Annotated in this window: 24 protein-coding genes and 1 pseudogene; 10 read left to right on the forward strand and 15 right to left on the reverse strand. The window is 34.8% G+C overall.

The window, feature by feature from the left end; translation table 11 throughout:
* Both BBH99_RS15140 and BBH99_RS22510 read left to right on the forward strand, forming a co-directional pair.
* The coding region (locus tag BBH99_RS15140; protein WP_123873197.1) for a WCX domain-containing protein at nucleotides 1–250 on the forward strand (250 nt) is incomplete at its 5' end.
* Nucleotides 251–386: 136 nt separating this feature from the next.
* A complete protein-coding gene (locus BBH99_RS22510) occupies nucleotides 387–524 on the forward strand; it encodes a hypothetical protein (protein ID WP_164465458.1) in 138 nt (45 codons plus the stop codon).
* Nucleotides 525–826: 302 nt separating this feature from the next.
* On the opposite strand, the gene BBH99_RS15145 is transcribed toward BBH99_RS22510, so the two are convergent.
* Both BBH99_RS15145 and BBH99_RS15150 read right to left on the reverse strand, forming a co-directional pair.
* A complete protein-coding gene (locus BBH99_RS15145; RefSeq protein ID WP_066697513.1) occupies nucleotides 827–2,011 on the reverse strand; it encodes a DUF1501 domain-containing protein in 1,185 nt (394 codons plus the stop codon).
* Nucleotides 2,012–2,045: 34 nt separating this feature from the next.
* Nucleotides 2,046–3,425 carry a DUF1800 domain-containing protein gene (locus tag BBH99_RS15150; RefSeq protein ID WP_066697515.1) on the reverse strand — a complete coding sequence of 460 codons (1,380 nt, stop codon included), beginning with the start codon at nucleotides 3,423–3,425 and terminating at the stop codon, nucleotides 2,046–2,048.
* Between the two features lie 349 nt (nucleotides 3,426–3,774).
* Here BBH99_RS15150 and BBH99_RS15155 point away from each other — a divergent pair, with 349 nt between their 5' ends.
* The 7 genes from BBH99_RS15155 to BBH99_RS15185 all read left to right on the forward strand — a co-directional run bounded on the left by BBH99_RS15155 (nucleotide 3,775) and on the right by BBH99_RS15185 (nucleotide 10,804).
* Nucleotides 3,775–4,338, forward strand: coding sequence for a hypothetical protein (locus BBH99_RS15155; RefSeq protein ID WP_066697518.1), 564 nt, complete (start codon nucleotides 3,775–3,777; stop codon nucleotides 4,336–4,338).
* A 115-nt stretch (nucleotides 4,339–4,453) separates the two neighbouring features.
* Nucleotides 4,454–5,503, forward strand: a complete 1,050-nt coding sequence (locus BBH99_RS15160) for a glucokinase (RefSeq protein ID WP_066697521.1) — start codon at nucleotides 4,454–4,456, stop codon at nucleotides 5,501–5,503.
* 144 nt (nucleotides 5,504–5,647) lie between these two features.
* The gene (locus BBH99_RS15165; RefSeq protein WP_066697525.1) at nucleotides 5,648–6,214 is read left to right on the forward strand and encodes a YceI family protein; all 567 of its coding nucleotides are present in this window, start codon (nucleotides 5,648–5,650) and stop codon (nucleotides 6,212–6,214) included.
* Nucleotides 6,215–6,292: 78 nt separating this feature from the next.
* Nucleotides 6,293–6,919 (forward strand): YceI family protein, encoded by a 627-nt coding sequence (locus BBH99_RS15170; protein WP_066697528.1) that lies wholly within the window; start codon nucleotides 6,293–6,295, stop codon nucleotides 6,917–6,919.
* A gap of 208 nt (nucleotides 6,920–7,127) precedes the next feature.
* Nucleotides 7,128–7,796 carry an alpha/beta hydrolase gene (locus BBH99_RS15175; protein ID WP_066697531.1) on the forward strand — a complete coding sequence of 223 codons (669 nt, stop codon included), beginning with the start codon at nucleotides 7,128–7,130 and terminating at the stop codon, nucleotides 7,794–7,796.
* A gap of 81 nt (nucleotides 7,797–7,877) precedes the next feature.
* Entirely contained in the window at nucleotides 7,878–9,221 is a 1,344-nt protein-coding gene (locus tag BBH99_RS15180; protein WP_066697535.1) for an ammonium transporter, read from the forward strand.
* A gap of 164 nt (nucleotides 9,222–9,385) precedes the next feature.
* The gene (locus BBH99_RS15185) at nucleotides 9,386–10,804 is read left to right on the forward strand and encodes an L-serine ammonia-lyase (RefSeq protein ID WP_066697581.1); all 1,419 of its coding nucleotides are present in this window, start codon (nucleotides 9,386–9,388) and stop codon (nucleotides 10,802–10,804) included.
* Between the two features lie 191 nt (nucleotides 10,805–10,995).
* On the opposite strand, the gene BBH99_RS15190 is transcribed toward BBH99_RS15185, so the two are convergent.
* From BBH99_RS15190 to BBH99_RS15235, 10 genes are all read right to left on the reverse strand, one after another.
* A complete protein-coding gene (locus BBH99_RS15190) occupies nucleotides 10,996–12,411 on the reverse strand; it encodes a serine hydrolase domain-containing protein (RefSeq protein WP_066697542.1) in 1,416 nt (471 codons plus the stop codon).
* Between the two features lie 5 nt (nucleotides 12,412–12,416).
* Complete coding sequence (locus BBH99_RS15195) at nucleotides 12,417–12,998, reverse strand: YIP1 family protein (RefSeq protein WP_066697544.1); 582 nt, start codon at nucleotides 12,996–12,998, stop codon at nucleotides 12,417–12,419.
* Nucleotides 12,999–13,029: 31 nt separating this feature from the next.
* Nucleotides 13,030–13,302 carry a DUF2089 family protein gene (locus tag BBH99_RS15200; RefSeq protein ID WP_066697546.1) on the reverse strand — a complete coding sequence of 91 codons (273 nt, stop codon included), beginning with the start codon at nucleotides 13,300–13,302 and terminating at the stop codon, nucleotides 13,030–13,032.
* Between the two features lie 167 nt (nucleotides 13,303–13,469).
* Nucleotides 13,470–14,312 (reverse strand): prephenate dehydrogenase, encoded by an 843-nt coding sequence (locus BBH99_RS15205; protein WP_066697556.1) that lies wholly within the window; start codon nucleotides 14,310–14,312, stop codon nucleotides 13,470–13,472.
* A 313-nt stretch (nucleotides 14,313–14,625) separates the two neighbouring features.
* Nucleotides 14,626–15,450 carry a hypothetical protein gene (locus BBH99_RS15210; RefSeq protein WP_066697559.1) on the reverse strand — a complete coding sequence of 275 codons (825 nt, stop codon included), beginning with the start codon at nucleotides 15,448–15,450 and terminating at the stop codon, nucleotides 14,626–14,628.
* An 11-nt stretch (nucleotides 15,451–15,461) separates the two neighbouring features.
* A complete protein-coding gene (locus BBH99_RS15215; protein ID WP_083188848.1) occupies nucleotides 15,462–16,586 on the reverse strand; it encodes an SH3 domain-containing protein in 1,125 nt (374 codons plus the stop codon).
* Nucleotides 16,587–16,658: 72 nt separating this feature from the next.
* Complete coding sequence (locus tag BBH99_RS15220; protein WP_066697565.1) at nucleotides 16,659–17,774, reverse strand: hypothetical protein; 1,116 nt, start codon at nucleotides 17,772–17,774, stop codon at nucleotides 16,659–16,661.
* A 2-nt stretch (nucleotides 17,775–17,776) separates the two neighbouring features.
* Nucleotides 17,777–20,416: a C40 family peptidase gene (locus tag BBH99_RS15225; RefSeq protein WP_066697569.1), complete on the reverse strand. Its 2,640-nt coding sequence runs from the start codon at nucleotides 20,414–20,416 to the stop codon at nucleotides 17,777–17,779.
* An 18-nt stretch (nucleotides 20,417–20,434) separates the two neighbouring features.
* Nucleotides 20,435–21,262 (reverse strand): DUF4280 and LysM peptidoglycan-binding domain-containing protein, encoded by an 828-nt coding sequence (locus BBH99_RS15230; RefSeq protein WP_066697571.1) that lies wholly within the window; start codon nucleotides 21,260–21,262, stop codon nucleotides 20,435–20,437.
* A 1-nt stretch (nucleotide 21,263) separates the two neighbouring features.
* Nucleotides 21,264–22,286, reverse strand: coding sequence for a hypothetical protein (locus BBH99_RS15235; protein WP_066697573.1), 1,023 nt, complete (start codon nucleotides 22,284–22,286; stop codon nucleotides 21,264–21,266).
* Between the two features lie 199 nt (nucleotides 22,287–22,485).
* Between BBH99_RS15235 and BBH99_RS15240 the strand changes: the two genes are divergently transcribed.
* Nucleotides 22,486–23,136: a hypothetical protein gene (locus tag BBH99_RS15240; protein ID WP_066697575.1), complete on the forward strand. Its 651-nt coding sequence runs from the start codon at nucleotides 22,486–22,488 to the stop codon at nucleotides 23,134–23,136.
* A gap of 132 nt (nucleotides 23,137–23,268) precedes the next feature.
* Here the strand turns inward: BBH99_RS15240 and BBH99_RS15245 are convergent, their stop codons facing one another.
* The 3 genes and pseudogenes from BBH99_RS15245 to BBH99_RS15255 form a co-directional block, all read right to left on the reverse strand.
* Complete coding sequence (locus tag BBH99_RS15245; RefSeq protein WP_066697577.1) at nucleotides 23,269–23,805, reverse strand: hypothetical protein; 537 nt, start codon at nucleotides 23,803–23,805, stop codon at nucleotides 23,269–23,271.
* 29 nt (nucleotides 23,806–23,834) lie between these two features.
* The gene (locus BBH99_RS15250; RefSeq protein WP_083188849.1) at nucleotides 23,835–24,311 is read right to left on the reverse strand and encodes a hypothetical protein; all 477 of its coding nucleotides are present in this window, start codon (nucleotides 24,309–24,311) and stop codon (nucleotides 23,835–23,837) included.
* A gap of 93 nt (nucleotides 24,312–24,404) precedes the next feature.
* Nucleotides 24,405–24,906: pseudogene (locus tag BBH99_RS15255) on the reverse strand (cation:proton antiporter); the annotation flags it as partial.

Here is a 24,906-nt window from a genome sequence, read left to right on the forward strand (position 1 = left end):
TTTCTTTGTAGATGCTGCCAATGCTCCTTATGTAAAAACAAAACCACTTCATAAAAGTCAGGAAATCGTTAGTGAGACCAAAGAAGGAACCCTTTTTAAGGTCTGTGTACAGATCAATTATGAATTAGAAAGGCTATTATTGGGCTTTGGAGATTCTCTGGTAGTGCATAAGCCTCAAAAGTTACGACTGAGGATGGAGGAAAAATTCAAAGCGGGAAGTAAAAATTATCAGGAATTGATAATTCCTTAAAAAACTTATTTATATAGGTTTCATGGGCTATGTATACATTTAATCCGCTGATTTTTATGTCAGTAATTCATTAAAAATATACCACAGATTTTTATCTTGGCTTGGTAATTGCAGTCACTACGTACAAAATCACACTATGAAATCAAGAATATTTAAAGCAATTATTGCCATTATAGCACCTATAGCGATTGAGTATATCGTTAAAAAAATATCTGAGAAACTTGATAAAAAAGAAGATCAGAAAGAGAAAGAACCAAAGCAGATTACTGCTTAACGTAAAAGTAGTTTAAATTTAAAATTATTGAAAAGAGACTGTCATTATGGATGGTCTCTTTTTTTGTGGTGATAGAAGGCAAATGAGTAAACCACCCCGTCAAAAATTCTTTGAATTTTTGCCACCCCTCCAGAGGAGGGGAATATGCAGTCTTTCAAATGGAGTTTTCTCTGTAGTATTCAAGAAAATATGTGATTTTCAAAAACTTAAGTGAACTTCTGAAGCAGTGAGTAGTATCTTAAAAATAACTTAAGTGTTAAAAACTTTTGTGTCTTTTGTGGTTATATAAATGTGTGGTTGATTTATATAAAGTCATAAACCCCATTTTTCCATCCCAGAACCTTAGAAGAATCTGCTTTTAGCCAGTTTTTCAAAATCGTAGCATATACTTTTCTGAAATCTTCAGTGTAAATCAGGTCGCCTTCATTTAAGTTTTGTAAATCAGGAAGACTGTTTAGTAGCCCTTTCTTTTTAAGGTTTCCACTGATGAAAAACATTTGGTTGGCCGTTCCGTGATCCGTTCCATTGCTGGCATTCTGAGCTACACGACGTCCAAATTCAGAGAAAGTCATCAAAAGAATATTATTGAATAAGCCATTGCTCTTCATATCAGCAACAAAAGACTTTACAGCTTCATTGATATCACTGAAAAGTTTTTTCTGGCGGTCATTCTGGTTCACATGGGTATCAAAACTGCCAACGGAAAGATAATAAACCTGCGTATTGATATCTGATTTGATTAAGGAAGCGACAGTTTTAAAATCTTTTCCCAACTGAGAATTAGGGTAGGTCTGCTTTGTCTTTTTCGCTTTACTTTTATCAAAGATATACCCTGCATTATTAATGGTGGAACCTAAAGTCTGATAAAGGTAGGAAACCGTTTCATCGTCGTGATGATGATCATAAAGTGATTTGAAATATTTTTCCTGACTGGTCTGATACAGTCTTTTAGGATCTTTAAAGGCAAAGGCTTTATTGTTTTCTCCTTTCAAAGCCAGACTCAGCATATCATCTACTTCCAGTGCCTGTGTGGGATGCTCGCAACGGTAGCATTCCTCATCCAGAAAACGGCCCAGCCATCCTGTATCCAGGAATTCATCACTTCTGCTTGCCGATTGCCAGATATCCATGCTTCGGAAATGGGATTTATCCGGATTGGGATACCCCACATTATTCATAACGGAAAGCTCTCCGTTATCAAAAAGCTCCTTAAAATAGGATAGGGAAGGATTGATTCCTGCTTCATCTGTAAGAGCCAAAGAATCCTGAACTGCCAGCGTTTTTCTCTCTCTGAAATAGATGTCATTTTTGGTGGGAATAATCGTATTCAAACCATCATTACCACCTGTAAACTGAAGCACAACCAGAATATTCTGATTGAAACTCAGAGCTTCATCCAGCGTCATCGCCTTCAGGAAATTAGGCATTAAAAATGATGCTGTGGCCAGCGAACTTATTTTGAGGAATTCTCTTCTTTTGATTAACATAGCGATTTGATTTAGGTTGCAGGTAACGAAGGCTTTACATTAATTGATACTCCGGGGTTGACATCAAATTGATAATAGTCATTTTCGTGCTTTTATCAGAGAAATTATTCACTGTATTCATGTCCAGGCTCTTTGGATTTTGAATCAGATAATCTTCACAGTTTTTATGGGCAAAAATCTGATCTACACGATTCCAGTCTATGGTGATATTAGGATTTTTAAAGCTTTTATTAAAAGCTGCTTCCTTAGATTTCATTCCCATATCAATATCATCATCCTGCCGTGGGCTGTATTCCAGTGGACGAAGACCCGACCAGATCTGGGGAACCTGAAGTCTCAGCATCAGAGTAGAGCTGTCAATCCAGGCTCTTCCATTGGGCCATCCTGCTACATTGGGTGGATAAAGCAGCATCTGTCCTAACAGCTTTTGATACACGATGAGGTTTTCAGGATTCTGAATCTGCATCGGAAGAATCCGCATTATTCCGGCCATCAGTTCTATGGGAGATTTTATCCTGTTACCAATGTTTTTCTGATCATAGAACCAAGAGCTTGAAAAGATATCAGTCATCAGTTTTTTTATATCATAACCTGAATTATAAAAGCTGTTGCTTAATGTATTCACAATATCCTGATCTACATTTTCATTGACAAAAAACTTATAGACTTTAGTTGTAATAAATTTTGCAGTTGCTTTTTGCTCCAGAATGATGTTTAAAGCATCATTTCCATCAAAATTGCCGGTTTTTCCCAGAAAAGTTTTGGTTCCTTCATCATGCTGATTCTTTTTTTCTTTAAAGGTTCCGTCTTTGTCATAGCTCCATCCTGTAAACGCTCTGGCGCCTTCTCTTACATCTTTTTCTGTATAGTTTCCTCTTCCCATGGTGAAAAGTTCCATGACCTCACGGGCGAAATTCTCATTTGGATGATCTTTTTTATTTTGCTGATTATTCAGGAAATTAAGCATTGCCGGAGATTGGCTTACCTCGAAAAGAAGATCTTTGAAGTTCCCCAACGCATACTTGCGGATAGTATTTAATAGCTGCCGGTTAAATTTTGGATTAAGAACTCTTGAAGCAAAATGTCCATGCCAGAAAAAAACCATTTTTTCTCTCATCTGCTCTTTGCTGTTCACCATTTTATCCAGGAAATTGAGATTTAATTCTTCATTCTGTGCCCTGTAAATCCTTTGCATTTCTTTCTTCTGTTCGGCAGGAGCTGTACTATTCATATAGTCTCCTGCAGGATCTATATCCGGGGTATCATAATTGATCTCTGTAAAACCTTCTTCTTTAAATAATTCATTAATTATTGTTTTAGGATTTTTATTTTTCAAATCATCAATTTGATTAATTCCAACACCGAACCCTGCGCGCCAGAGAAGATGTTTGTTTTTTAATAATGAATCAGCCATGGTGAGAACATTTATTTTTTTGATGTTTCTGAAGAAAGAAGGTTAAAATGATAACGGGTTAAGGTTTGTTAATATTATCATGAGTAATGATTGTATTTTTCAACAATAGAATTTGTTTTGTATCAATGTGTTACATTTTCAGTCTTCAATTTTTTAACTTTTTAGACTTATTTCACATTTTGGGCCTTATTTTTTATAAAAATTGTTAAACAATCATTTAAAATTTAACATAAAAAAGTAATTGATAATCAAATGGTTGTGTTTTTGTATGCTGTTAAAAAAGGATAGGGAGCCTTGCTTGGCACGATTTTTACATCCTCTTGTTTAGTAAAATTTAAAAATTAGAGTTATGAAAATGTTTAAACAAGCAATATTGCTGGCTGGGATTTTAACAGCAGGTATAGCAAGCGCACAAAGTTCACAGATGAATAATATGATCAAAGTGGGTGCAAATGTTGGTTTAGCAGTTCCTGCAGATAATCTTTCTGCTGCAGTAGGAGTAGATGTATCTTACCAGAACCTTATTACACCTGGGTTTGGATTAGGTATCGCATCAGGATATACTCACTATTTTGGAAAAGATAACAACGGTTATAAAAATAATGATGTAGGAGTAGTTCCTGTAGCTGCTTTAGTAAGAATTTATCCTAAGCAAACAGGTTTCTATTTTGGAACTGACCTAGGGTACGGTTTCTTGGTAGGAGATAAAACTGTTGCATCTAACACTAATGTGGAAAGAGCAAGCGGAGGTTTCTACATCAAACCGGAAATCGGATATCACAACAGAGACTGGAATTTCTTTGTACAATACCAAAAGGTTTTTGTAGGAACTAAAGGAGATTTAGCCGGACAAGACTATAATGTGGGGAATATCGGAGTAGGATTCGGTTATAATATTCCATTAGGAAAGTAGTTAGATTTAATATATAAACAATTATTAACCAAACCTTTTCACGAAAGTGAAAAGGTTTTTTCGTTCTGTGCAGGATTTACGAAAACAATTATTATATTTGGTAAAATTTGAGGTTATGATTCTGAATCCAAAATTTCCACTTTATTTACCAGGAGTAGAGAACAGTAATAATGATAATGTTTCTATCATTGGGGCGAGCCTCCGTGAAGATATAACAATCTTAGGCTATTTTGTTTCCGGTAGCGGAGGTCTTGAGATTAAGCTACAAAATACATATTCTACTAAGGAATATTCTTCCTTTAATGATATCTTAAGAAAGTTTATTCAGGATAATCAGTTGGAAAATGTAAAGCGTTTGGGAATGGCAGTGCCAGGCCCTGTAATTGATGGGAAAAGCAGCCCTGCAAGATTGGGCTGGAATTTAGACGTTGAAGAATATAAAAGAGACTTTGGCTTTGAAAAAGTAGAAATGCTGAACGATCTGGAAGCTTCTGCTTATGGAATGGCTCTTCTTGAAGATAATGATCTTGAAGCGATTTATACCAGTGGTCATCTTGAAAAAGGTAACGTGGCCATCCTTGCTCCAGGAAACGGACTGGGAGAAGCCGGGTATTTCTTTGATGGAAAAAACCTGAGACCTTTCGCAACAGAAGGAGGACATTCCGAGTTCTCACCAAGAACAAATGTTGAGGTTGAATTTTACCAGTTTCTTAATAATATCTATGGTATTGTAAGCTGGGAAAATGTATTGTCTAAGTCAGGATTATTCAATATCTATCGTTTCCTGAGAGATGTAAAAAGACATCCGGAACCTGAATGGCTAAGTGAACGCCTTGCCAACGGTAATTTTGTTGAGGAACTTTACAAAGCAGCAGTAGAGGATAATGTACTGATCTGTAGAATTGCTTTGGATACTTTCCTTGAGTTCCTGGCTAGAGAAGCCAATAATCTTACCCTGAAGGTTAAAGCAACAGGAGGTCTTCTCATCGCAGGAGATATCCCACAGATGGTTAGAGAATATATTGATAAGGATAAATTTTACGAGAAATTTAAGATCAGTGATAAAATGGAGGGAATGCTTAGAAATATTCCGATCTATCTGGTCAAGCAAAATCATACTGCATTAAAAGGTGTGGCTCTGTATACAGCCTACTATCAACAATAATCATAAAGCTCCGAAGAAATTCGGAGTTTTTTTATGGGATGATATTATTCATGAAAATAATTGAGAATCTTGATATACATCAATGAAATCTATGAAATAAGATGGCTACCTTTGCCCTAAACTTAATTAAAATAATTCTAAACAATGAAAAAAATATTTTTATTAGCAGTATTAGCTGGTGGTTTAGCTTTCGGACAGTCTAAAAAAGTAGTAGCATCTGATATCCACTGGTGGGGATACAAAGTAGCAAAATCTGAGGCAAGTTCTCACGATGGAACTGTAAAAGTAAAATCAGGAGATATGGTAATGAAAGGGAACCAGCTTGTAGGAGGAAGCTTCGTATTGGATATGACTTCTATTAATGCTACTGACCTTACAGGTGAATATCAGCAGAAACTGAACGGGCACCTTAAGAATGGTGACTTCTTTGAAGTTGAAAAATTCCCAACTGCTACTTTCAAAATTACAGGAGTAAAGAAAAACAACGATAAGATCTACAACTCTTTAGTAACTGGAAACCTTACTGTGAAAGGAAAAACAAACGCAGTTACTTTCCCTGCTAAAATTTCTTACAGCAAAGGAGTGGTAAGTTTAGTATCTAACAAATTCTCTTTCGACAGACAGAAATTTGATGTTGCTTACAAGTCTACCATGCAGGATGTTTTTGTGAAAGATGATATCGATATGGTAGTAAAGGTAACTGCTCAATAATTTAATCAAAAAAAGATTGTTAAAAGTGTAGAAGTTCTACACTTTTTTTTATTTTTGTTGAATTGTAAATAAAAAAGAATGAAAAGATTACTATTGTTTGCTATGGTGTGCGCAAGTATATCATTTGTTTCTGCCCAAAGAAAATTTGATAAGGTTTCGAAAGTAACTTCATCAGAGATCAGGTGGTGGGGATATAAGGTTGTAAAAACTGAGGCTTCCTCCCATTCAGGAACGATAAAATTAAAAAGTGGAAAATTCAACTTTGACCATACTGTACTGGTAGATGGTGAATTTGTAATAGATATGAGAAGTATGATGGCTGGTGATGTTTCTGATGAGGATCAGATCAAGCTTACCAATGACCTGAAAAGTACCAATTTCTTCGAAGTGAAGAAGTTTCCGGTTGCCAAATTCCATTTAACTAAAATTATTCCTTTAGCAAACAGTGAGTATAACTCTACAGTATACGGAGACCTTACCCTTAAAGGTGTGAGAAAGACCATCACTTTCCCCGCGAATGTATATGTTACTCAGTTTACCGTAGTAATTGAATCTGCAAAGTTCTCTCTGAACAGAAGAGACTTTAAAGTATTCTACCAGTCTTCTCTTAAAGATTACTTCATCAAGGACGAAATGGATATTCAGTTTAAAGTATCTACTGAAAAACTGGATAATGAAAATAGAGTTCCTGTAAAGAAAAAATAAAATTAAATGTAATGTTGATAAAAGAGCAGTTCTTAGGAGCTGCTTTTTTTTGGTATGAGCCATTTTCGATTGTTACTTTTATGTTCTGTATTTTTCCTCATAAGGAAGAATTTCAAGAGGTTAGAAAAGATGGATTACTTTAAAATTGTATGGTTAATTTTTTTTAATCCCAATGATAGTTCTTCTGCATTTTTTATAAATTAGTAAGATGAAAATTTATGTTGTAAGCGGTCTTGGAGCAGACTTCAAGGTGCTTGAAAGATTACAGTTTCCCAAGCACTGTGAACTTATTTTTATAGACTGGCTCATCCCAGAAAAAAATGAACCTTTTCATGCTTATGTGGAAAGAATGGCAGAGAAAATAGATCCTTCAGAGCCATTCTGTTTACTTGGATATTCTTTTGGAGGAATCATGGTGCAAGAAATCAATCGCTTGAAACCAGCTGAAAAAGTGGTTATTCTGGGAAGCATCAAATCTGATAAAGAAAAATCCAAATTCATAAAGACCGGGGAAGTCACTAAAATCCCTAGAATATTACCTGTAGGGCTATTTAATACAAGGGCAGCCAATGTATATGGGGTGCTCAGAAAATTGTTCGATCCGAAGAATCCAAGAATTCTTCAGTATTTCAGAGTAAGAGACCCTTATTACCTGAAATGGTCTGTAGAAAAAGTTGCCGAATGGAAATTTGAAGAAAACCCTGAGGTAATTCAGATTCTGGGGGATAAGGATATTGTTTTCCCGATCAGGAATTCAAAACCAGATTACATAATTAAAGGAGGAACCCATCTGTTTCCAGCCACCAAATCAAAAGAAGTTTCTAAAATTCTGAATGAAATATTCAAAGAAAAAGAAGAATTATTATTAGGTGAATAATTTTTAACAGGGGTGTTTGTTAAATAAAGTGCTTTTTTATAATATTTATATGTAATTTTGATAGGGTTAAATATAAATTTTATGAAAATAGGATTAAAATGGATCGTTTCCTTCTCTCTTATTGCAGTGGTTGCCATTGGAGGTTTATTCTGGAATCCGGACACTGATATTGCTGATAAAGGAGCCTTTTTAACTGAAGATAAAATTGTAGGAGCTGATGTAGCGTGGATTTTGGCTGCAGCAGGGCTTGTACTGCTGATGACACCAGGGCTATCCTTTTTCTATGGAGGAATGGTAGGCCGGAAAAATGTAATTTCTACCATGTTGCAGAGCTTTATTGCTTTAGGAGTGATTTCTATGGTTTGGGTGGTCGTTGGTTTTTCATTGTCCTTTGGTGAATCTTTAGGAATAACCATTGCCGGAAAGCATTATGGGATTATTGGAAATCCGTTAAGCTTTCCTTTTTTCAATGGAGTCGGAAATCTGCCACATCGCATAATGGCACCTACGATTCCTTTTATTCTGTTTGCATTATTCCAGATGAAATTTGCTGTTATTACTCCTGCGATCATTACCGGGTCTTTTGCAGAGAGGGTTCGTTTTATTTCTTATCTTTTATTTATTGTCCTGTTCAGTATTTGTATTTATACTCCGCTTTGTCATATGGTTTGGCATCCTGATGGCCTTTTAAACAAATATTTTGGAGTAAAAGATTTTGCAGGTGGAACCGTAGTACATATGAGTGCAGGTTTTGCAGCACTTGCCGGTGCTTTGGTATTAGGAAAACGCAAAAATCCGCATCATGAACCTTCTAATATCCCATATGTACTTTTGGGAACAGGGATGCTGTGGTTTGGATGGTTTGGATTCAATGCAGGATCTGCTCTGAGTGCTTCGGCTTCGGCGGCAACTGCATTTGGAACTACCACTATTGCCTCGGCTTCTGCAATGATGACCTGGATATTTTTTGACCGGATCAACGGGAGGAGTGTCTCGGCTTTGGGAGCCTGTATTGGTGCGGTAGTAGGTCTTGTAGCCATTACACCAGGATGTGGATTTGTAAGTATTCAGGAAAGTCTTTTTATAGGCTTTATTTCTGCAATTGTTTCCAATCTGATGGTTAACTGGAAAGCTCTAAAAAGAGTGGATGATACCCTTGATGTATTTGCTTGTCATGGAGTAGGAGGGATTATGGGAATGATCCTGACCGCTATTTTTGCCCATGGAGAACAAGCGAGCCTTCTTCATGGTGGCATTGAGGTATTCCTTCACCATCTGGCTGCATTATTTCTGGTGTCTGCTTTTACTTTCTTGGGATCTTTATTGTTATATAAAGTAACCAATGCGATGATTACATTAAGGGTTTCTGAAGAATCTGAAAATATGGGTCTTGATCTTTCCCAGCATCAGGAACGCTTTAATTAAGAGTCATGTTCTTATTTCCTTTTAAGATCAGATCAGGAAAATTTTAGAATAGATTTGAAACAGGCAAAAAATACATGATATAGGGCCGCTAATTGTGAAGTTTTACTATGCATATTATAAGATTTATCATGTATCTTTGCTTTGAGGAAAATGAAGAATCATTTATGGAATCAATATCGGTTTTTGAGATTATTAAAGTAGGGATAGGCCCGTCAAGTTCACATACAATGGGACCTTGGAATGCAGCATCTGCATTTATCAGGATTATAAAAAGAGAAAGATCAATAGAAGAAGTGAAAGAAGTCTTTCTTGAGTTTTTTGGTTCACTTGCCAAAACAGGAATCGGGCACGGAACGGATATCGCAGGGATGCTTGGTCTGAATGGAGAAGATTATAAAACGATCGATACTACCAAAATTGATGAAAAAATAGATTATATCAAGAGTACTCAAACCCTTAATCTTGGTGGCGAGAAGGTGATTCCGTTTATTTATGGACATCATTTGATCCTGAATATGAAAAAATCTCTTGATTTTCACCCGAACGGAATGATTTTCAGAGCTGTTTTTGAAGATGGAACTGAGCTTGTTCAGGATTTTTATTCTGTAGGAGGTGGTTTTATTGCCAGCCAGGAGAAAAACTCAATTCAGAAGCAGTGTGTACGTACCTTGTACCCTTGTCATAAAGCTTCAGATATTGCGAAATACTGTGAAAAGCTTGGACTTAGTAAAATGTCAGATTTAATTTTCATCAATGAAGAAAGCTGGAGAACTCAGGAAGAGACGAAAGCAGAAGCATTGTATATCTGGCAGCAGATTAAAGAATGTATTTACAAAGGAGTAAATAAAGAAGGGATTCTTCCGGGAGGATTAAATGTTTCCAGAAGAGCAGCCGGAATCAACAGAAAGTTGCTTGGAGACAAAATATATAAGAATAAAGACGAATGGTTTCAGCAGGTTGTAGATGCTGAAGAAAACTTCACCAATATCAATAAATGGATTGCGTGTTTTGCATTGGCAGTGAATGAAGAGAATGCCAGTTTCGGAAGAATTATTACAGCACCTACCAATGGAGCAAGTGGTGTAATTCCGGCAGTTTTAATGTATTCTCAGGCCTTTACAGATTCTATCAGTGAGGATGATATTATTCGTTTCTTATTGGTGGCAGGAGAAATAGGGACATTATTCAAGAAAAATGCGACGATCTCAGCAGCAATGGGAGGTTGTCAGGCGGAAATCGGGGTTTCATCAGCTATGGCAGCTGCCGGGCTTACAGAAATCTTAGGAGGAAGTGTAGGACAGGTACTGATGGCCGCAGAAATTGCAATGGAGCATCACCTTGGATTAACCTGTGATCCTATCAGAGGATTGGTACAGATTCCATGTATTGAAAGGAATACAATGGGTGCAATGAAAGCTATTACAGCTGCCAATATTGCATTGGAAAGTGATCCTACCAAAGCAAAAGTAACTTTGGATGAGGTAATTCAGACGATGTGGGAAACTGCTCTTTCGATGAGTGACCGTTTTAAAGAGACTTCTGAAGGGGGATTGGCTATTGCCGTGAATGTTCCGGAATGTTAATTGAGAATAATTGTACAATATAAAAATCCTTAGAAATATCTAAGGATTTTTTTGTTGGATCTTGTTGACCACAGCAAAATTCTTTGAATTTTTGCCCTTCCGGAGAAGGAGAATGATTAGGTTTTCAATGATGATATTGGTGAAAAACTATTTATGGGAGGTATTAAATAAATATGTTTTTCTGCTTTGTGTCATTTTTCCAGATCAGCAACGGGAACTTTAGCATTACTAAATACCGGATACTGATAATCCCTGCCGTATACCAGATTCATGAGGGCAATGTAAAAACTGTTGTGAGGAAAGTTCTGACCATTAATGGTTATGGCATAAGATAATTGATCTGTTGGTTCAAAGGCCAGGATAGAATGGCTTCCCGCCGTATCTCCACCATGTCCATAGGAAATAATATTGTAGAATGGAACTTTCATGATTCCTGGACCAAATACTTTTTCTTTTTTGTTGGAAATCATCAGATCAAGAGTTTCCTTTTTGATGAATTTACCATTGAATAATGCATTGATAAAGATATTGAGGTCTTCCGGGGTAGAGGTGATATCACCCAGTCCAATGCAGTTGTGAAAATCAAAATCTTTAACTTCTGTCCAGCTGTCTTTGATAAATTCATAGGATTTGAATATATTCTTAGGATTGTCAAGTACAGAAAACGTATGAGGCATTGGAGCTTTGTTCAGAATATTTTCTTTTAAAATCTCGTTATAAGGCTTGTTATGGATCTTTTCCAATATTCTGCTCAACAGGAAATAAGCAGAATTGGAATACCTCAACTTTTCTCCTGGTTTAGATTGCATATCACTTTTTTTGATGACATCAATAATGGCCTTATCACCTACCGGACCTTCAAAGAGCCAATTCTTTTTATCGGCTTTTCCCACATAATCTCCCAGCCCGCTGGTGTGGTTCAGCATGGTTTGGATGGTTATATTTTCAGCATTTGGTATTTCAGGGTAGAATGTTGAAAGAGGTTCATTAAGGCTTAGTTTGCCGTGTTCTATGAGCTGAAAAAGCATTACAGCAGTTATAAGCTTACTGATGGAGCCAATTTGATAGCCGGTATTTTGATCATAAACTGTATTGGCAGGCAGAAGATTTTGGCCAAAGTCTCTCTTATAGACCTCCGTTCCATTTCTGAAAATAGAAATGCTTCCGATCTCCTGATTATTCTGAACCATATAATTTAAAAAGTCATCCAGTTTTTGAGTGTTGATCGCTTTTTCGTTGAGGTAAGGAACGTCAGAATTTTCCGGTTTACTATCTCTGTAAAGATTTAAAGGAATGGTTCTGCCGTTTTGAATCAGGTTTCCTTCAAAATGATCTGTTGTATAGATTCCTTTGTAGCCCGCGTTAATACTTCCAATTTCAAGGATGAGCTCATTATTGTTAAAATCTGTTTTGTCTACAGGAATTTCTCTTGAACTTTGTTTAGGACTAATAAGGATGGAAGTGTATGCTTTTGATTTTTTTGATATTTTAAAGATGACAGGAAGTTTAATGCTTTGGGTATCCAGTTCGCCATTCCAGGTTCCTTCAATTTGGGCGTGACAAATCTGTGCCAGGAATGCCAGCACCACTAATAATTTGATTTTCATGATATTTAAATGATTTTATTAATTACAATTTGGCAGGCTAAAATGCTCACCAATGAAACAATACAGAAGAGTACAATATGCTGCCACTTTTTAATATTGGTAGCTGTTTTGAACCCATTGTAAAAAAGTGTAATGCTATAGACTAATGTGATAATGGAAAAACAAGTCATGGAAATCATAATCAGGAAATCTGTAAAAGGGAAGGTTCCTGAAGGGGCAGATTCATACTTGATGAGATTTTTTCCTGCAAGTCTAATGTATGGCATTTTTCCGATGCATTGAAAAAGGATCAGAACAAGTTGGGAGATTAGAACGGTATTGATTATATCAATGATTCTTGTTTTATTGTTTAGGATTTTACCTAAAATAAAAAGAATTGCAATGGCAGCCATAAAGCTTAGCAGGGTAGTGATGGCTATTATTTTGAATGACGCATTTTCCGCATCACTAATTTTGTATATGCTGGTGAAGGTAGTACCTGTCCAATATCCTGTTGCAATGGAAAGAATAACGGCTAAAATTCCGGTAAGGAGAAGCTGTTTTTCATTAAACCTTTCAAACGGATTAAAAACGGTTTTCCAGTTCATAATAAATTGAGTTTACAGATTATTAATAGTTTTATAGGTTGTTTTTAAGTTGTTCTACCTTTGTAATCAGGTCATCCATTTTATTTCTCATCGTTGGATAAGATAAGCCTGCCTGTTTAGCCATTTCTTTAATACTTCCGCTGGACAGGAAAAAATTAAGTACAAAATCCTGTTCATCACGATTCAGCTTAAGAAGAACCGGAAGTTCATAATCTCCGCTAACCTCAGTTTTACAGCTTGGGCATTTCATTTGGCTTACATTAAGAGTATGGTCACAACTTGGGCAGACTATCGGTAACTTCATTGAATTTATTTTTTACGAAAGTAATATATTTTTTAATAAAGTTAAAGTATTTTTTAATTTTATTAAAATTTAATTTTTGAAATTGAACAAAAAAATAACCACAAAAAAAATCTGTGGTTAAATTATTTATCGTTTTTTTAATGATCTATTGATTGATTTTCATTGTGTTATCTTAAAATTCCCCTGATCCTGTTGGCATTGGTAATCAATTCTTCCAGATATTCAAAGTTTTCTTTTTCCAGAGCCGATTTGAATTTTCTGAGCTGGGTGATATGCTCGTTCAATACATCCAGTACATTTTCTTTATTTTGTTTGAAGATAGGAACCCACATTTCAGGATGGGATTTGGCAAGACGAACAGTACTGGAAAACCCGGAGCTGGCAAGCTGGAAGATGGTTTCTTCTTCACGTTCCTTTTCCAGAACAGTATTGGCCAGGGCATAGGATGTGATGTGCGAGATATGGGAAATATAAGCGGTATGAATATCGTGATCTTCTGCATTCATATAAATAGGATGCATTTCAAGGGCGTTTACAATGTTTTCAACGATATTCAGTGCATCTTCTGCCGACTCTTCTTTATTGCAGATAACCCCTGCCTTGCCAGCGAAACTTTCAGCAATGGCAGATTTGGGCCCGTTGTTTTCAGTACCCCACATCGGGTGAAACGCTACAAATCTTGAGCGTTTAGGATGGTTTTTCACAGCTCCTACAATTCCTGCTTTGGTAGATCCAGCATCCATAACAGTTTGTTGATCAGATACAAGATCCAATACATTAGGTAACAGTTTTCTTGCAGCATCTACCGGAATGGCAAGAATAATAAGGTCTGAATCTTTGATTCCTTGTTCCAGATCTGCTCCGGCATCAATGATTTTCAAATCTAATGCTTCGTTGATATGCTGTTGGCTGTTATCGATTCCGTAGATGAAGCTGGCGATATTTTTTTCTCTTAATTTCAAGGCCATTGAACCTCCGATTAATCCTACTCCAATAATACTTATTTTCATCTTTCTAAATTTTTTAAATAAAAAAACCTCGTCCCAGGACGAGGTTTTAAGTTATGTTCATAAGAATCCCTATCCCAGATCTGAGGTAAAAATTCTATAATAATATGTTCCGTTGTTAAAATTCACAAAGCGAAATTATAAAATATTTTTTAAAGTTGGGAACTTTTTTATGATTTCTTTTTGAGAAGAACAGGAGTATTGTACTGCCAGGCCTTGCCGGGAACCACTTCGCTTTAGAGATGAAATTTTCCATTTTTCCTGTATATAACAGCAAGAGTATAGTTAGGAGTGTGGTTACGTTATTTTTACTCTCTTATAATCTAACAAATCTTACATGTAGAGCACTAGGGGAAAGCGATACATGTTCTAACAAGCCTAGAATAAGCAATTTTTTATTATTTGCTAAAGAAATACTTCCTAAATAATCTCCTTTATATATTATTACAGAATCACATTCCGGGCATAATGTTTTTTTAGACGTTTGAATATTTGATAATTTTTGGTTTTTATTAAAGATATTTATTCCTGTTATTTCTCTTTGTTCAGTATTTCCATAATCATATTTCAAATGAATATCTTTAATCGAATCATAAGAGTTAAATGAAATCTTGTCATTTAAAAGAGTGAGGTGTTCATTTTTGAAAATTTTAGCTATCTCTATTTTATTTTTTTCATAAAACTCTGCTAGAGTATTACTATCAGAATTATCTAGTTCAATGACCCATTGTTTTGCAACTTGAAATGAATTATCCTTTAAGTCCTGAATTATTAAATGAATAATGTAACTGTTATCTTCTGTTGTTTTAGGAAGTAAATTTAGATAAGAAAGCTTTTCATTTGCTGATAAAATAATAATATCTCCAACAATAAATCTAGATTCTTCATTTTCATTTCCAAATCCTTCTGTCTTTAATATAGGTGATTTATCTATTAATTTCTCTAAATCAAGTAGTCTGAACTCACTATTTTCTTCCAAAGCTTTTTCTGGAAGATGTTTCTGAGCTTCTATGGCTTTCTGTTCAGTTTTGTCTTCTGACCTCCAATGCCATGTTTCAGGGGAGAGAAGTATAGATTCTTTCTCTTTGCCTGAACATGAAATTAAAATAAAGATTATTGGGAGTAAAAAGTTTTTCATCATTAGTTAGTGTATTATTCCGTTTTTATCCTGCTTTTATGGACATATCCCTTTTTCCCTTCTTTAGAAACTACCAGCCACCAATCTCCACTTTGATCTAAAACTTCAATTTGTTCATCCGTTTTTATTTTTTGTAGGATTTGTGAGGACGCATTTTTATCCTTTCTTAAGTTAGTATAGCCATCAGAGTCTATTATTTTTGAATATATTTTTTCCTGATTATCTTCTTGCAAAAGCCCATAATCTTTAGAATATTTTTCAAGAGATGCGTAGCCATAATATTTGTTTTTTTGAAAAGAATCCTTTAATTCTGGGTGAGAAATATAAATATTATTTAATAATAAATATGATTTATCTGATTGAACATCAATATTTTTTTTGCCAATAAAGCCAAGCTGCAAAAGATAGGCAATAGCTTTTTCTAACGTTGCATGAAGAATGCCATTAGTTTTTATAATATTTTCCATATTGTCAGCTAGATAATTTGTTAATGCATATAAAAAAGAATCTTTAGATTTTAAGCTTACTAACAACTTTTCTCTAATTTTGAATGAGTTAGTTGTGGCATTGTAGAATACAAATGGCAGTCTAGAGCTTTGCTCAATATCATCCCAATTTTGAATATTTCGAACAGCAGCATTGAAGAGAGAATCATTTTTTTCATAATTAAATAATATGACTAAATCAGTTGCCAGATCTGGATTTTTAGATGTAACATTTAAGATTGATGTCAAATCATTTTGATAAATAATTTTATTCAGAGATAATATTTCCTCAAAATAAGGAAGCTTCTTGTTACTATTTATATTTAATTGAACACTATCTAAGTCGGGTAAAATATCGTTACCTATTTTAATATATTTTCCTTCTTTTGATATCTGATAATTGGTGGCTTCATTGAATGCTAGAAAATCATTGTATCCATCTTGAAGTTTCTCAGGTTTAATACCAAGTAGATCTGCATTAATTTTATTGAATTGTTCCTTAGTATTCTCAAATTTATTATTCTTGAAATAACTTTCAATTATTTCAGTTTCTTTGCTATCCATAGTATTTTCTTTTTTCATCTTCGTTTTACTTTCTTGCCCATTGCAAGAAAATAAAGCGAGAATAAAAATTAAGGAAATATTTTTCATCATTTGGTTAGTGCATTATTCTATTTTTATAGACATATCTTTTGAAATTATGAATTTGCAATTTTGGCTCTAATCCTACATATCTAATCCAATTCCATCTCCTTCAATCTTGGCTTCATTCCAATATTTCTCAAAAGAGGGTAACCCATAATATTTTTGTTTTTTAAATTCTTCATCATATTTCTTTTGTAAATCCTCTTGTGAATGCTCATAAAATGTTCCCATAAATGAAAAGGTCAAACCTGTTTTTTCTTTATGTTTTTCTCCAAAATATAGCAGGTAAGCTATAAGTTTAGATTTCTCATGAAAGTCCAAATTTTCTAATTTTATTCTATCCGTCCTGATTTCTTCTAAAACAGATATTATTTCTTTTGAATATTTCTCAGGATCAGAATCCATATAGGAAAATGTTTCAGAATGTACATTGAAGCTATTATCACAATTTTTAGTATAAAACACTTTCAAATAGGTTTCTTTGTCATTGCTGTATTTCTCAATTCCATTTCCTTTGATATACCATTCTAAAAGATCCTTATCTTTTACATAGCCAAAATCTTTAACCAGTGTTTCAAGAAATGTTTTATCATTAAATTTTAACCATGCAAGATCAGCTTTGCTATCATTAAATAGATATTTATTTTGAGCGGTAATATTTTGAGGAATATGAGTAGAGTAGTTTTGCCCTTTAATTGTGACTATGTTTTTTAATAAAACAAAGGGGGTCAATAGTTTATTTTTCTGATCAAAAAATATATTTCCTGTTTCAGTAAATGATTCAAATAAATTATCTTCCAATGTATTTTGTGATCCATCTAAAAGATTACCATGATATACAAGATACCTTGTGTCAATTTTTCCATGCTGAATACATTTGATGTCTAAACCAAAAATAGAGTTTATTTTTTTTGAAAAATTCTCGCTAGATGGTTCTTTATAACCTTTGCTTTTTAAGTCTTTACTAATCAAATCTGAAAGTATATCTAAATCTATTTTTGATAATGTATATTTATCTTCTGTTTCCTCATTTTCCAAATAGGTTTGCTTTTCAAGAATATCCTTGACTTGGTTAGTACTAATATTTTCTTGCATAGTTGTATTTGTAGGTTTAATAATATTTTCTTGTTCTTTTTTGTTTTGACATTGTAGAAAAAATGTCGTAAATACTAAAAGGTGAAAGATTCTATTTTTCATAATTAATTTGTTTTTCCTGTTGATTTTCCTGCAACAATGCCATATTTAATATTAATTTCATTAGATGTAGCGTAGGTATCTGAGTTTGTTAAATAATCTACATCCTTTATTTCATAATCTATCGGAATATAAAAACCATATAGTTTCTTTTTTTTACTATTACTAGTATATTCTCCATAATCATCAAATCTTATTGTATTATCTTGATTTCCTCCTAATAAAATATAATTTCCAGATTTAGTCATTCCATATAAAAAACCAGTGTGTCCTTTCCATTTGGTTTTATGTTTATATACAACAATACATCCATAAACAGGCTTTTCTATTTTTTTATATTTTTTTCCAGCCACAGCATCTAAAGGAGCAAGAGAAGCAGCTGATTTTGCATGTGAATAAGATACTTGTCCAATTGTCCAGTTCATAAATGCAGCACACCATGGTCCATTTTCTCCATCTGTAGGCTCAAAAGAGTTATTACAATATCTTAAATAGCTTTTAGCTTTGCTATACATTGGATCTTTATCTTCAGTACAACCCTTCATTTCTTTAGCAATTTGTATTGCAATATCCATCCATGGAGCACGTTTTCCTGTAGATGTTTTTTTCTCTTCTGGTTTATCTTCACAAGTTCCAATATATCTTTCGCTTTCACCAGGTTTAAAATGTTCACCTTTAACTACTTTTTCTATTTCCCAAATATAAGTTTTACCACCTATTTCTCCATAACGTTCTTCATATGCTTGCCTAGTATAAGCCCATCTTTTCCTTTTTACTTTTTCATCCTTTTCAAGCATGAAAGTCGGGTTGGAAGAATAACCATATTTTGTTACCCAAGGTTCTTTTTGTATATTTTTTAACCTTTGTTCTTGGCTAGTTTTGCTGCCATCTCCATCAGGAACACTTATACTTTCATCAAAAACAATATAATTTGAATTGCTACCATTTCCTACTGCGTTAGGTTTTATGACTTGTAAATAGAAATCTACAATAGTATTCATTTTATCTTTATTTGCTTTTAAATACTTTTCCACATAATCCATTTGTTCAATAAAAGTCATTTTGCCTAGAGCATCATAAGTTGTTTGTAAAGTTCTTGCTGTGGCATCACTAAATTGAATCAAACCAATGAATTTTGTTCCATTCTTAGTGACTCCTTTTTTAGCAGGGGAAAAAGTACCTACAGATTCTAGATGCATTATAGCCATCAATTCATTGGCTTTATCAATTTTATTTTTTTCTCCCCAAATATTTTTACAGACTTCTACTACTTTTTTTCTTTGAGAGCAGGTTAATCTATTTCCCCAAATTAATTTGTACTCATCTTTGCAGACACAAAGGGTTTGACCTTTATTTTGTTGAGTATTTTCTTTTTTAGTAGCAGTTATTCCATCGTCTTGTTTCTTAGGAGCTTCCATTATATCCACATCAATTATTTTTGATTTGGATGAGATGTTCAAAATAATAACTTCTGCAAAAATTTCCTGTTGACCTCCTTGCCAATATTCACCCTTATCTGGATTTTTGGGATCATTTCCTATTTCTCCTGTTTTCTGCATTTTATCTGTAAGAGGAATAAGAACATCTAAATTGTCAGATGAAAAAGTATGGTCACGGCTGTAAAGTAGATCATCTCCTATAAAGTCATGTTCCCATATTTTCAAAGTACATTTTTTACCTACAAGATTTTTTGATTTAATAGAAACTTTTATTGTTTCTCCAAATTTAGGATTTTTAGTAAAGTCCTTACCATTTATATCAGTCAATTTTATTTGGGTAATTTCTCCTTTTTTATCCGGTTGGTTATTAGGTGAATTAGACCTTGTAGATCCTTTGGGCGAATCCGGTTTTGGCTTTGGAGGAGCTGGTTTTGGTTTCGACTGTGGTTTTTCACTATTATTACTTCCGGTAGGTTTTTTAGGTGGAGGAGTAGGTGCTTTATATTCAGGATTATCAACACTGGCATTATCTGAGGCTTTCAACTTTCCTTTATATTCTGCGATAACATAATATTCATGTTTCTTTTTATCATCTTCTCGCTTATTAGCAATGGCGATATAAGTATTAAGTAAAGAAAAATTCCAACGTGCATACCCTTTGCTGTCTACCTGTACAGGGGAAGATTTTAATATAAATTGATTTTTTTTATTATGGCCTTCACCTATTTCATCATCTTCCCAAAGAGAGAATGTGATATATTCTCCCTCCATTCCTTGACATTTGGCTGTTGCCCATAACCGATCTTTATAGCTTAATTTTTTATTAACCGGGGTTCCATCGTGATAGGTAAGTTTTATTCCCAGAATTTCTTTTTCTTTAGGAGGTGCCTGCTGTTCGTTTTTTTGTGGTTTTACAATAATAGACATAGGTTCTTTTCCTTCAGGACCATGAAGATAGCCTTCAACCCTAAAAGTATATTTCCATGCATCTTTACCAAACGTAAAGTGGTTTATTCCTTGCTTTTTTATTGTAGTTGTGGTAAACTTACCATTCTCTCTCTTTCTGAATAATTCCCAGGTCACAAGTGATTCTTTACGTTCACTAAGCGGAGTATCGGGATACCATTCCGTTACTTTATAAAATGTTTTGACTCCGGTTTTCGGAGATGTATTTCCTGTAATTCTTAAAACACCTTTTTTAGCCATGATTTTTAGTTTTTAGGGTTACCAGGCTTCAGCCTCATTTTCTTCCGTTTCAGCTTTGAATTCATCAAAATTGATAACAGGGTTATACACTTGCTGCTCCTGGCTTTTGGCACTGGCAACATTGCTTTTACCAGCTTCACTTTGCTGACCGTGTTTTAAGATGGTTATTTTGCCGCCTGTGGTGCACATTAACTCAGAGATTTCTGTAAGGCAGCTTTTTCCCATTACTTTTACCTTTTCGTAAGGCTTTTGCCATTTTCCTGCTGCTGCATAAGCGCAGGGAAGATAACCTCCGGAAGTGGGTTTAAGTTTACATTGTCCAAAAGGCTGTGCAGGCGGATCAAGCTGTACATCGTCTTCCGTAACCGCAAGATAGTCTGCTTCTCCTTCTTTATTATTCCAATAGTGCTTCTGGTGGCTGGTGACTTTAAATTTAGGAAACTTGAAACCCTGATTACACTGTACGGTTCCTTTCTGTATGACAAAATATTTTCCATCATGCGGACCTGAGCTGCTTTCTCCACCTTTATCTTTTTGGTCTTGTTTTTCTTCTGTTTTTTCAGAGGATGGGTTTTCACCGGATGGTTGTTCTGATGTAGATTCATCATAAGTTCCTTCCTCTGTAGATTCCTCCTGGGAAGCAGAAGGTTGAGAATCTATCTCTTCATCCATAAACTGAGGCCCTTCCGGAATAAGAATTTTCTTGCCGGGAACAGGTTCCTGCATAATGTCTTCCTCTGAACAATGGAGATTATGATAGGTTTTTAAAATACCTTCATTTTTCAGCTTAAATTGCTGAGCCAGCGAACTGAACGTATCGCCCTGCTGTATGACATAATTTTTCATATTATCCTTGTGTTATAGTGATTATGTGTTTTTGTATGAGCTCCTCTTCACGCCAAAGGCTTACAGTCGCTGAGGCCTGAACCAGGTTCCTGTTTTTCTTATGTGTGGTGTATTCTATAATGATATTTCCTGAAACAGGATCATCAACAGGCTCATTGTACTTTATTCCTGTTCTTAATTCCTGTAAACTGTAAAACGCTGCGCTGTTTCCTGTTAAAGTAGTTGTAATATAGTCCTGATCTTCATTTTCCTGTTCAATTTCCATAGTACAAGGGACAGAGAATGAATTTTGTAAAAAATAAAAGGACTCTGTCCATTCTGTTTTCTTATGAAACCATTCCAGTTTGGGGAATAAAACCTGAAAGAGGAGCGTGCTTTGTAATTGACGCAGGAAAAACTTTTCATCTGAAATATTCTTTTCAAACTTATCCATATAATGTTCTGAAATTTCTCCTGCGAAGAAATCAAGGTTTTTCCGTTGCTCAGAAAAGGCTTGAGTAATCTTTCTATGATCTGTAAATCCTGTAATTTTACCTGAATCATTGAGCGTAAAATCAATGGGCATAATGCTCTTCATGCTGGCAATGGAAAGTCCGCTTATCTTATCTTCGGGAGTGTTTCCATGGGTTTTAAAATGATCCTGGCTGTAGGATATACTATGATGATTTGTACCTTTATCTTTACGAACATCAATACTCACCGTATAATCTATCGTTAAAGTTGGCTCAAATGGACTTTCAAACGTTTCTGCAATGGTATAAGCTTTTGCAAAAAATGAATTGGATAGTTGAGTGGAAGGAAGTGTATTTTTCTTTTCCCGGTCCTTTTGTTTTTCAGTTTGAACTTGCAGAGGGACGAATACCGTTTTAACCTCATTAAGATGATCAAACCATATTTTATCCATTCTCTGACAATGGGAATTATGAAATAATTTAAGCTCTTCCTTGGTTATGCCTAACCGGGAAGCAATGGAATTCAGGGTGTCTCTGTTACGAACCTTATATTCTAAAAAATCAATTTCCATCAAATGTGAATTATCACATAAAACTATAAAAAAACTAAATTTGGAATTAATTTTTAAGGTTAAATTTTAAAAATTGTAGTAAAACTACGACAAAGGTTTCTCAGGTATTTTGATTCAGAACCAAGGGAAGATTTATTAATTTTGTGGAAATGAAATGGAGTAGTACGGTATACTATTTCTGACCTCCAAACATAATCATATGAAAAATAAATATTTACAGAGTCTTTTTATCTTATTGATGGCATTCCAGTTTGGGTATGCAGGGAATTTACGTTATAAATGCTCAAAAATTTCTGTAATCAGACAAGATACAATAAGAATCAAGGAAAGCCTTCATGAAGAGGATATTGAGCCTAATGAATATCTGAAGGACCGGTTAAAACCAATTCAGGCTAACTTTAAGAGAATCAATTCTATTACAAAATGGAGCTCTATTAAAAAGAAAAATATTGAAGGTGAATCTGCTGAAGGGGGAGAAGCTACCTATTATTATCACAACAAACGCTTGGAAAAGATTATGGCCAGACATTACGGGGAAATGGGGCAGGTTCTGATAGAGTATTATCTGCTCAACGGAAAACTATCTTTTGTTTTTGAAAAAGACTATCAGTACAATCGTCCGCTCTTCTATGATAAAAAGGCTATGAAGGAAAATAACGATACGGAAGCTTTTGATTTTGAAAAATCAGAGATCACAGAAACCCGGAATTATTTTGAAGGCGGATCTCTGCTGCATATTGTTAACAGCCAGGATTGTGGTGCACCTTTCAGCGGAGACTATATGAGTGCGGAGGATAAAAGGATGAAAGATGATTTCAAAAGACTCTTAAAGTTGGAGAAAGCAAATTAAATATCTTGGGTGGATTTATGGGATGTTTATTTTTATCACATAGAACATAGATTAAAATAAGTTGATGTAAATGACTTCAAGCAATAGTAAGACAAAAAGTAACCTCCAGCCTCCGTCTTCCAGCTTCCATCCTTATTTCATCTCTTTAATAAGAGAAATACGCTCCTCAACCTCTTTAATTTTAGTGATCCAGTAATTGATGCCTTCCTGATTAGTTACAGTTTCTTTAAAGGCATTGCGATTTACTGTCCATAGTTCAGATCTGTTTTTTTGATACTCAATTTCGCGTTCTCTTTTGGTTTCCGGTTCTATTCGGTATCTCCAATATACCAATGATTGCATGTATTCTGCCCGTATTTTTTCAAAGTAAGCGATAATGGCTTTGCGGTCTTGCGGAATATATCCCGGTCCGGAACAGCCACAGGAATGAAAAGTAATTCCTACCGTATAAAGATCCCGGATATGTGCCCATTGTTTATGATCATTTTTTGCCGGCGATTCAAAGTCCAAACCCATATTGGCCATCAGGTTCCCACATTCGGGGCACTTGGCTTCCACAGAGGCCTGAGCATCTCTGTCTACATCTTTTAACACACGACGTTTGAAGGTTTTCTGACAGTTGAAACAGGCATAATGACATTTATAAACCATCATGGCGTATCGGCACATAGGATAATTTTTGTTTTTGTAGTTATTAATTATTTCTTCTCTTCATAGCTGATTCCCATAAAACTGCTGGCACTTCGTGGATCGTAAACCGACCAGATGCTTCCCCAGGGAAAAATGAAAGTACAGCTTGGGTAAGGGGTCTTCTTTTTCCGGGTTGGAGGTATTCCCAAAACTAAGGTAAGGAATTTATTATTCCGGTAGAATACCTGCATTTCCTTTTCTTCTGTCCATTCATTCCAGTCTTTGGCATCAGTGCTTTCCCATGTATTCATCTGAATGCTGTGCAGCTGGTCTCCCAAAAAGCAGAGACTGAAAGAAAGCTGATAGTCTTCAACCTCTATACTCTTGAAATAATACCAAAAATATCCGGTTTTCACATCCCACATATTATGATACTTTTCTTTGTAAAAATCAGTCTGCTTCAGCTGATCCAGTGGCATTTTCCTGTACAGCTGAGTACTGAAATCTTTCAATTCTATAGTTCCGTTTTCATTATTAACCAGCATATTCAAAAAAATGAAGCTATAAATATACCCGTTTTTTCTTTACAGACAACGAATAACATTTACAGCTTCCAGTAGAAATAGAAAATATCGGTGTTACGGATTTGATATAATTAATGTTGATGGAATATCGGAGAGCCAAAGACTCTTCGTATCGATCAGGTTTTTCCAGCTTTTGCTGCTGATGAGCATCAGATCCTGGGAGTTCAGGAATTCTTTTTCAATTTTTTTCTCGTTATACAAAGTGATGTGGTTCGGAGCAACCTGTTCAATACTTCGGATCAGTTCTTTTACCTCAATATTGTTGCGGATCTGTCCTGCCGCATCCAAAATAATGATCTGAGAGTTATTATTGTTAATCAGTCTTTTGGCATATTCAAGAAGATAGAAATCGCTTAGGTTAAAGATCGGAACGAATACCTTATCTGCAGCTGTAAAATCTTTTTCTACCAATACACCTACAGGAATATTGGTTTTATCCAGGATCTGCAGCGTAAAGTCGTCAAAAGGAGAGTTGTTAAAGATATTTCCTTTACCTTTTACGGTGTTCAGAAGCTTTTCAGGATTAATAATTTTGGTGGTAAAACCGAGTAGTCTT

The organism is Chryseobacterium contaminans, from assembly GCF_001684955.1.
GTDB lineage: Bacteria > Bacteroidota > Bacteroidia > Flavobacteriales > Weeksellaceae > Chryseobacterium > Chryseobacterium contaminans.

Excerpts from the sequence above, each read along its gene's own strand:
- BBH99_RS22510 (WP_164465458.1), top strand. The coding sequence starts at position 387 with ATGAAATCAAGAATATTTAAAGCAATTATTGCCATTATAGCACCTATA.
- BBH99_RS15145 (WP_066697513.1), bottom strand. The coding sequence starts at position 2,011 with ATGTTAATCAAAAGAAGAGAATTCCTCAAAATAAGTTCGCTGGCCACA.
- BBH99_RS15150 (WP_066697515.1), bottom strand. The coding sequence starts at position 3,425 with ATGGCTGATTCATTATTAAAAAACAAACATCTTCTCTGGCGCGCAGGG.
- BBH99_RS15155 (WP_066697518.1), top strand. The coding sequence starts at position 3,775 with ATGAAAATGTTTAAACAAGCAATATTGCTGGCTGGGATTTTAACAGCA.
- BBH99_RS15160 (WP_066697521.1), top strand. The coding sequence starts at position 4,454 with ATGATTCTGAATCCAAAATTTCCACTTTATTTACCAGGAGTAGAGAAC.
- BBH99_RS15165 (WP_066697525.1), top strand. The coding sequence starts at position 5,648 with ATGAAAAAAATATTTTTATTAGCAGTATTAGCTGGTGGTTTAGCTTTC.
- BBH99_RS15170 (WP_066697528.1), top strand. The coding sequence starts at position 6,293 with ATGAAAAGATTACTATTGTTTGCTATGGTGTGCGCAAGTATATCATTT.
- BBH99_RS15175 (WP_066697531.1), top strand. The coding sequence starts at position 7,128 with ATGAAAATTTATGTTGTAAGCGGTCTTGGAGCAGACTTCAAGGTGCTT.
- BBH99_RS15180 (WP_066697535.1), top strand. The coding sequence starts at position 7,878 with ATGAAAATAGGATTAAAATGGATCGTTTCCTTCTCTCTTATTGCAGTG.
- BBH99_RS15185 (WP_066697581.1), top strand. The coding sequence starts at position 9,386 with ATGGAATCAATATCGGTTTTTGAGATTATTAAAGTAGGGATAGGCCCG.
- BBH99_RS15190 (WP_066697542.1), bottom strand. The coding sequence starts at position 12,411 with ATGAAAATCAAATTATTAGTGGTGCTGGCATTCCTGGCACAGATTTGT.
- BBH99_RS15195 (WP_066697544.1), bottom strand. The coding sequence starts at position 12,998 with ATGAACTGGAAAACCGTTTTTAATCCGTTTGAAAGGTTTAATGAAAAA.
- BBH99_RS15200 (WP_066697546.1), bottom strand. The coding sequence starts at position 13,302 with ATGAAGTTACCGATAGTCTGCCCAAGTTGTGACCATACTCTTAATGTA.
- BBH99_RS15205 (WP_066697556.1), bottom strand. The coding sequence starts at position 14,312 with ATGAAAATAAGTATTATTGGAGTAGGATTAATCGGAGGTTCAATGGCC.
- BBH99_RS15210 (WP_066697559.1), bottom strand. The coding sequence starts at position 15,450 with ATGATGAAAAACTTTTTACTCCCAATAATCTTTATTTTAATTTCATGT.
- BBH99_RS15215 (WP_083188848.1), bottom strand. The coding sequence starts at position 16,586 with ATGATGAAAAATATTTCCTTAATTTTTATTCTCGCTTTATTTTCTTGC.
- BBH99_RS15220 (WP_066697565.1), bottom strand. The coding sequence starts at position 17,774 with ATGAAAAATAGAATCTTTCACCTTTTAGTATTTACGACATTTTTTCTA.
- BBH99_RS15225 (WP_066697569.1), bottom strand. The coding sequence starts at position 20,416 with ATGGCTAAAAAAGGTGTTTTAAGAATTACAGGAAATACATCTCCGAAA.
- BBH99_RS15230 (WP_066697571.1), bottom strand. The coding sequence starts at position 21,262 with ATGAAAAATTATGTCATACAGCAGGGCGATACGTTCAGTTCGCTGGCT.
- BBH99_RS15235 (WP_066697573.1), bottom strand. The coding sequence starts at position 22,286 with ATGGAAATTGATTTTTTAGAATATAAGGTTCGTAACAGAGACACCCTG.
- BBH99_RS15240 (WP_066697575.1), top strand. The coding sequence starts at position 22,486 with ATGAAAAATAAATATTTACAGAGTCTTTTTATCTTATTGATGGCATTC.
- BBH99_RS15245 (WP_066697577.1), bottom strand. The coding sequence starts at position 23,805 with ATGTGCCGATACGCCATGATGGTTTATAAATGTCATTATGCCTGTTTC.
- BBH99_RS15250 (WP_083188849.1), bottom strand. The coding sequence starts at position 24,311 with ATGCTGGTTAATAATGAAAACGGAACTATAGAATTGAAAGATTTCAGT.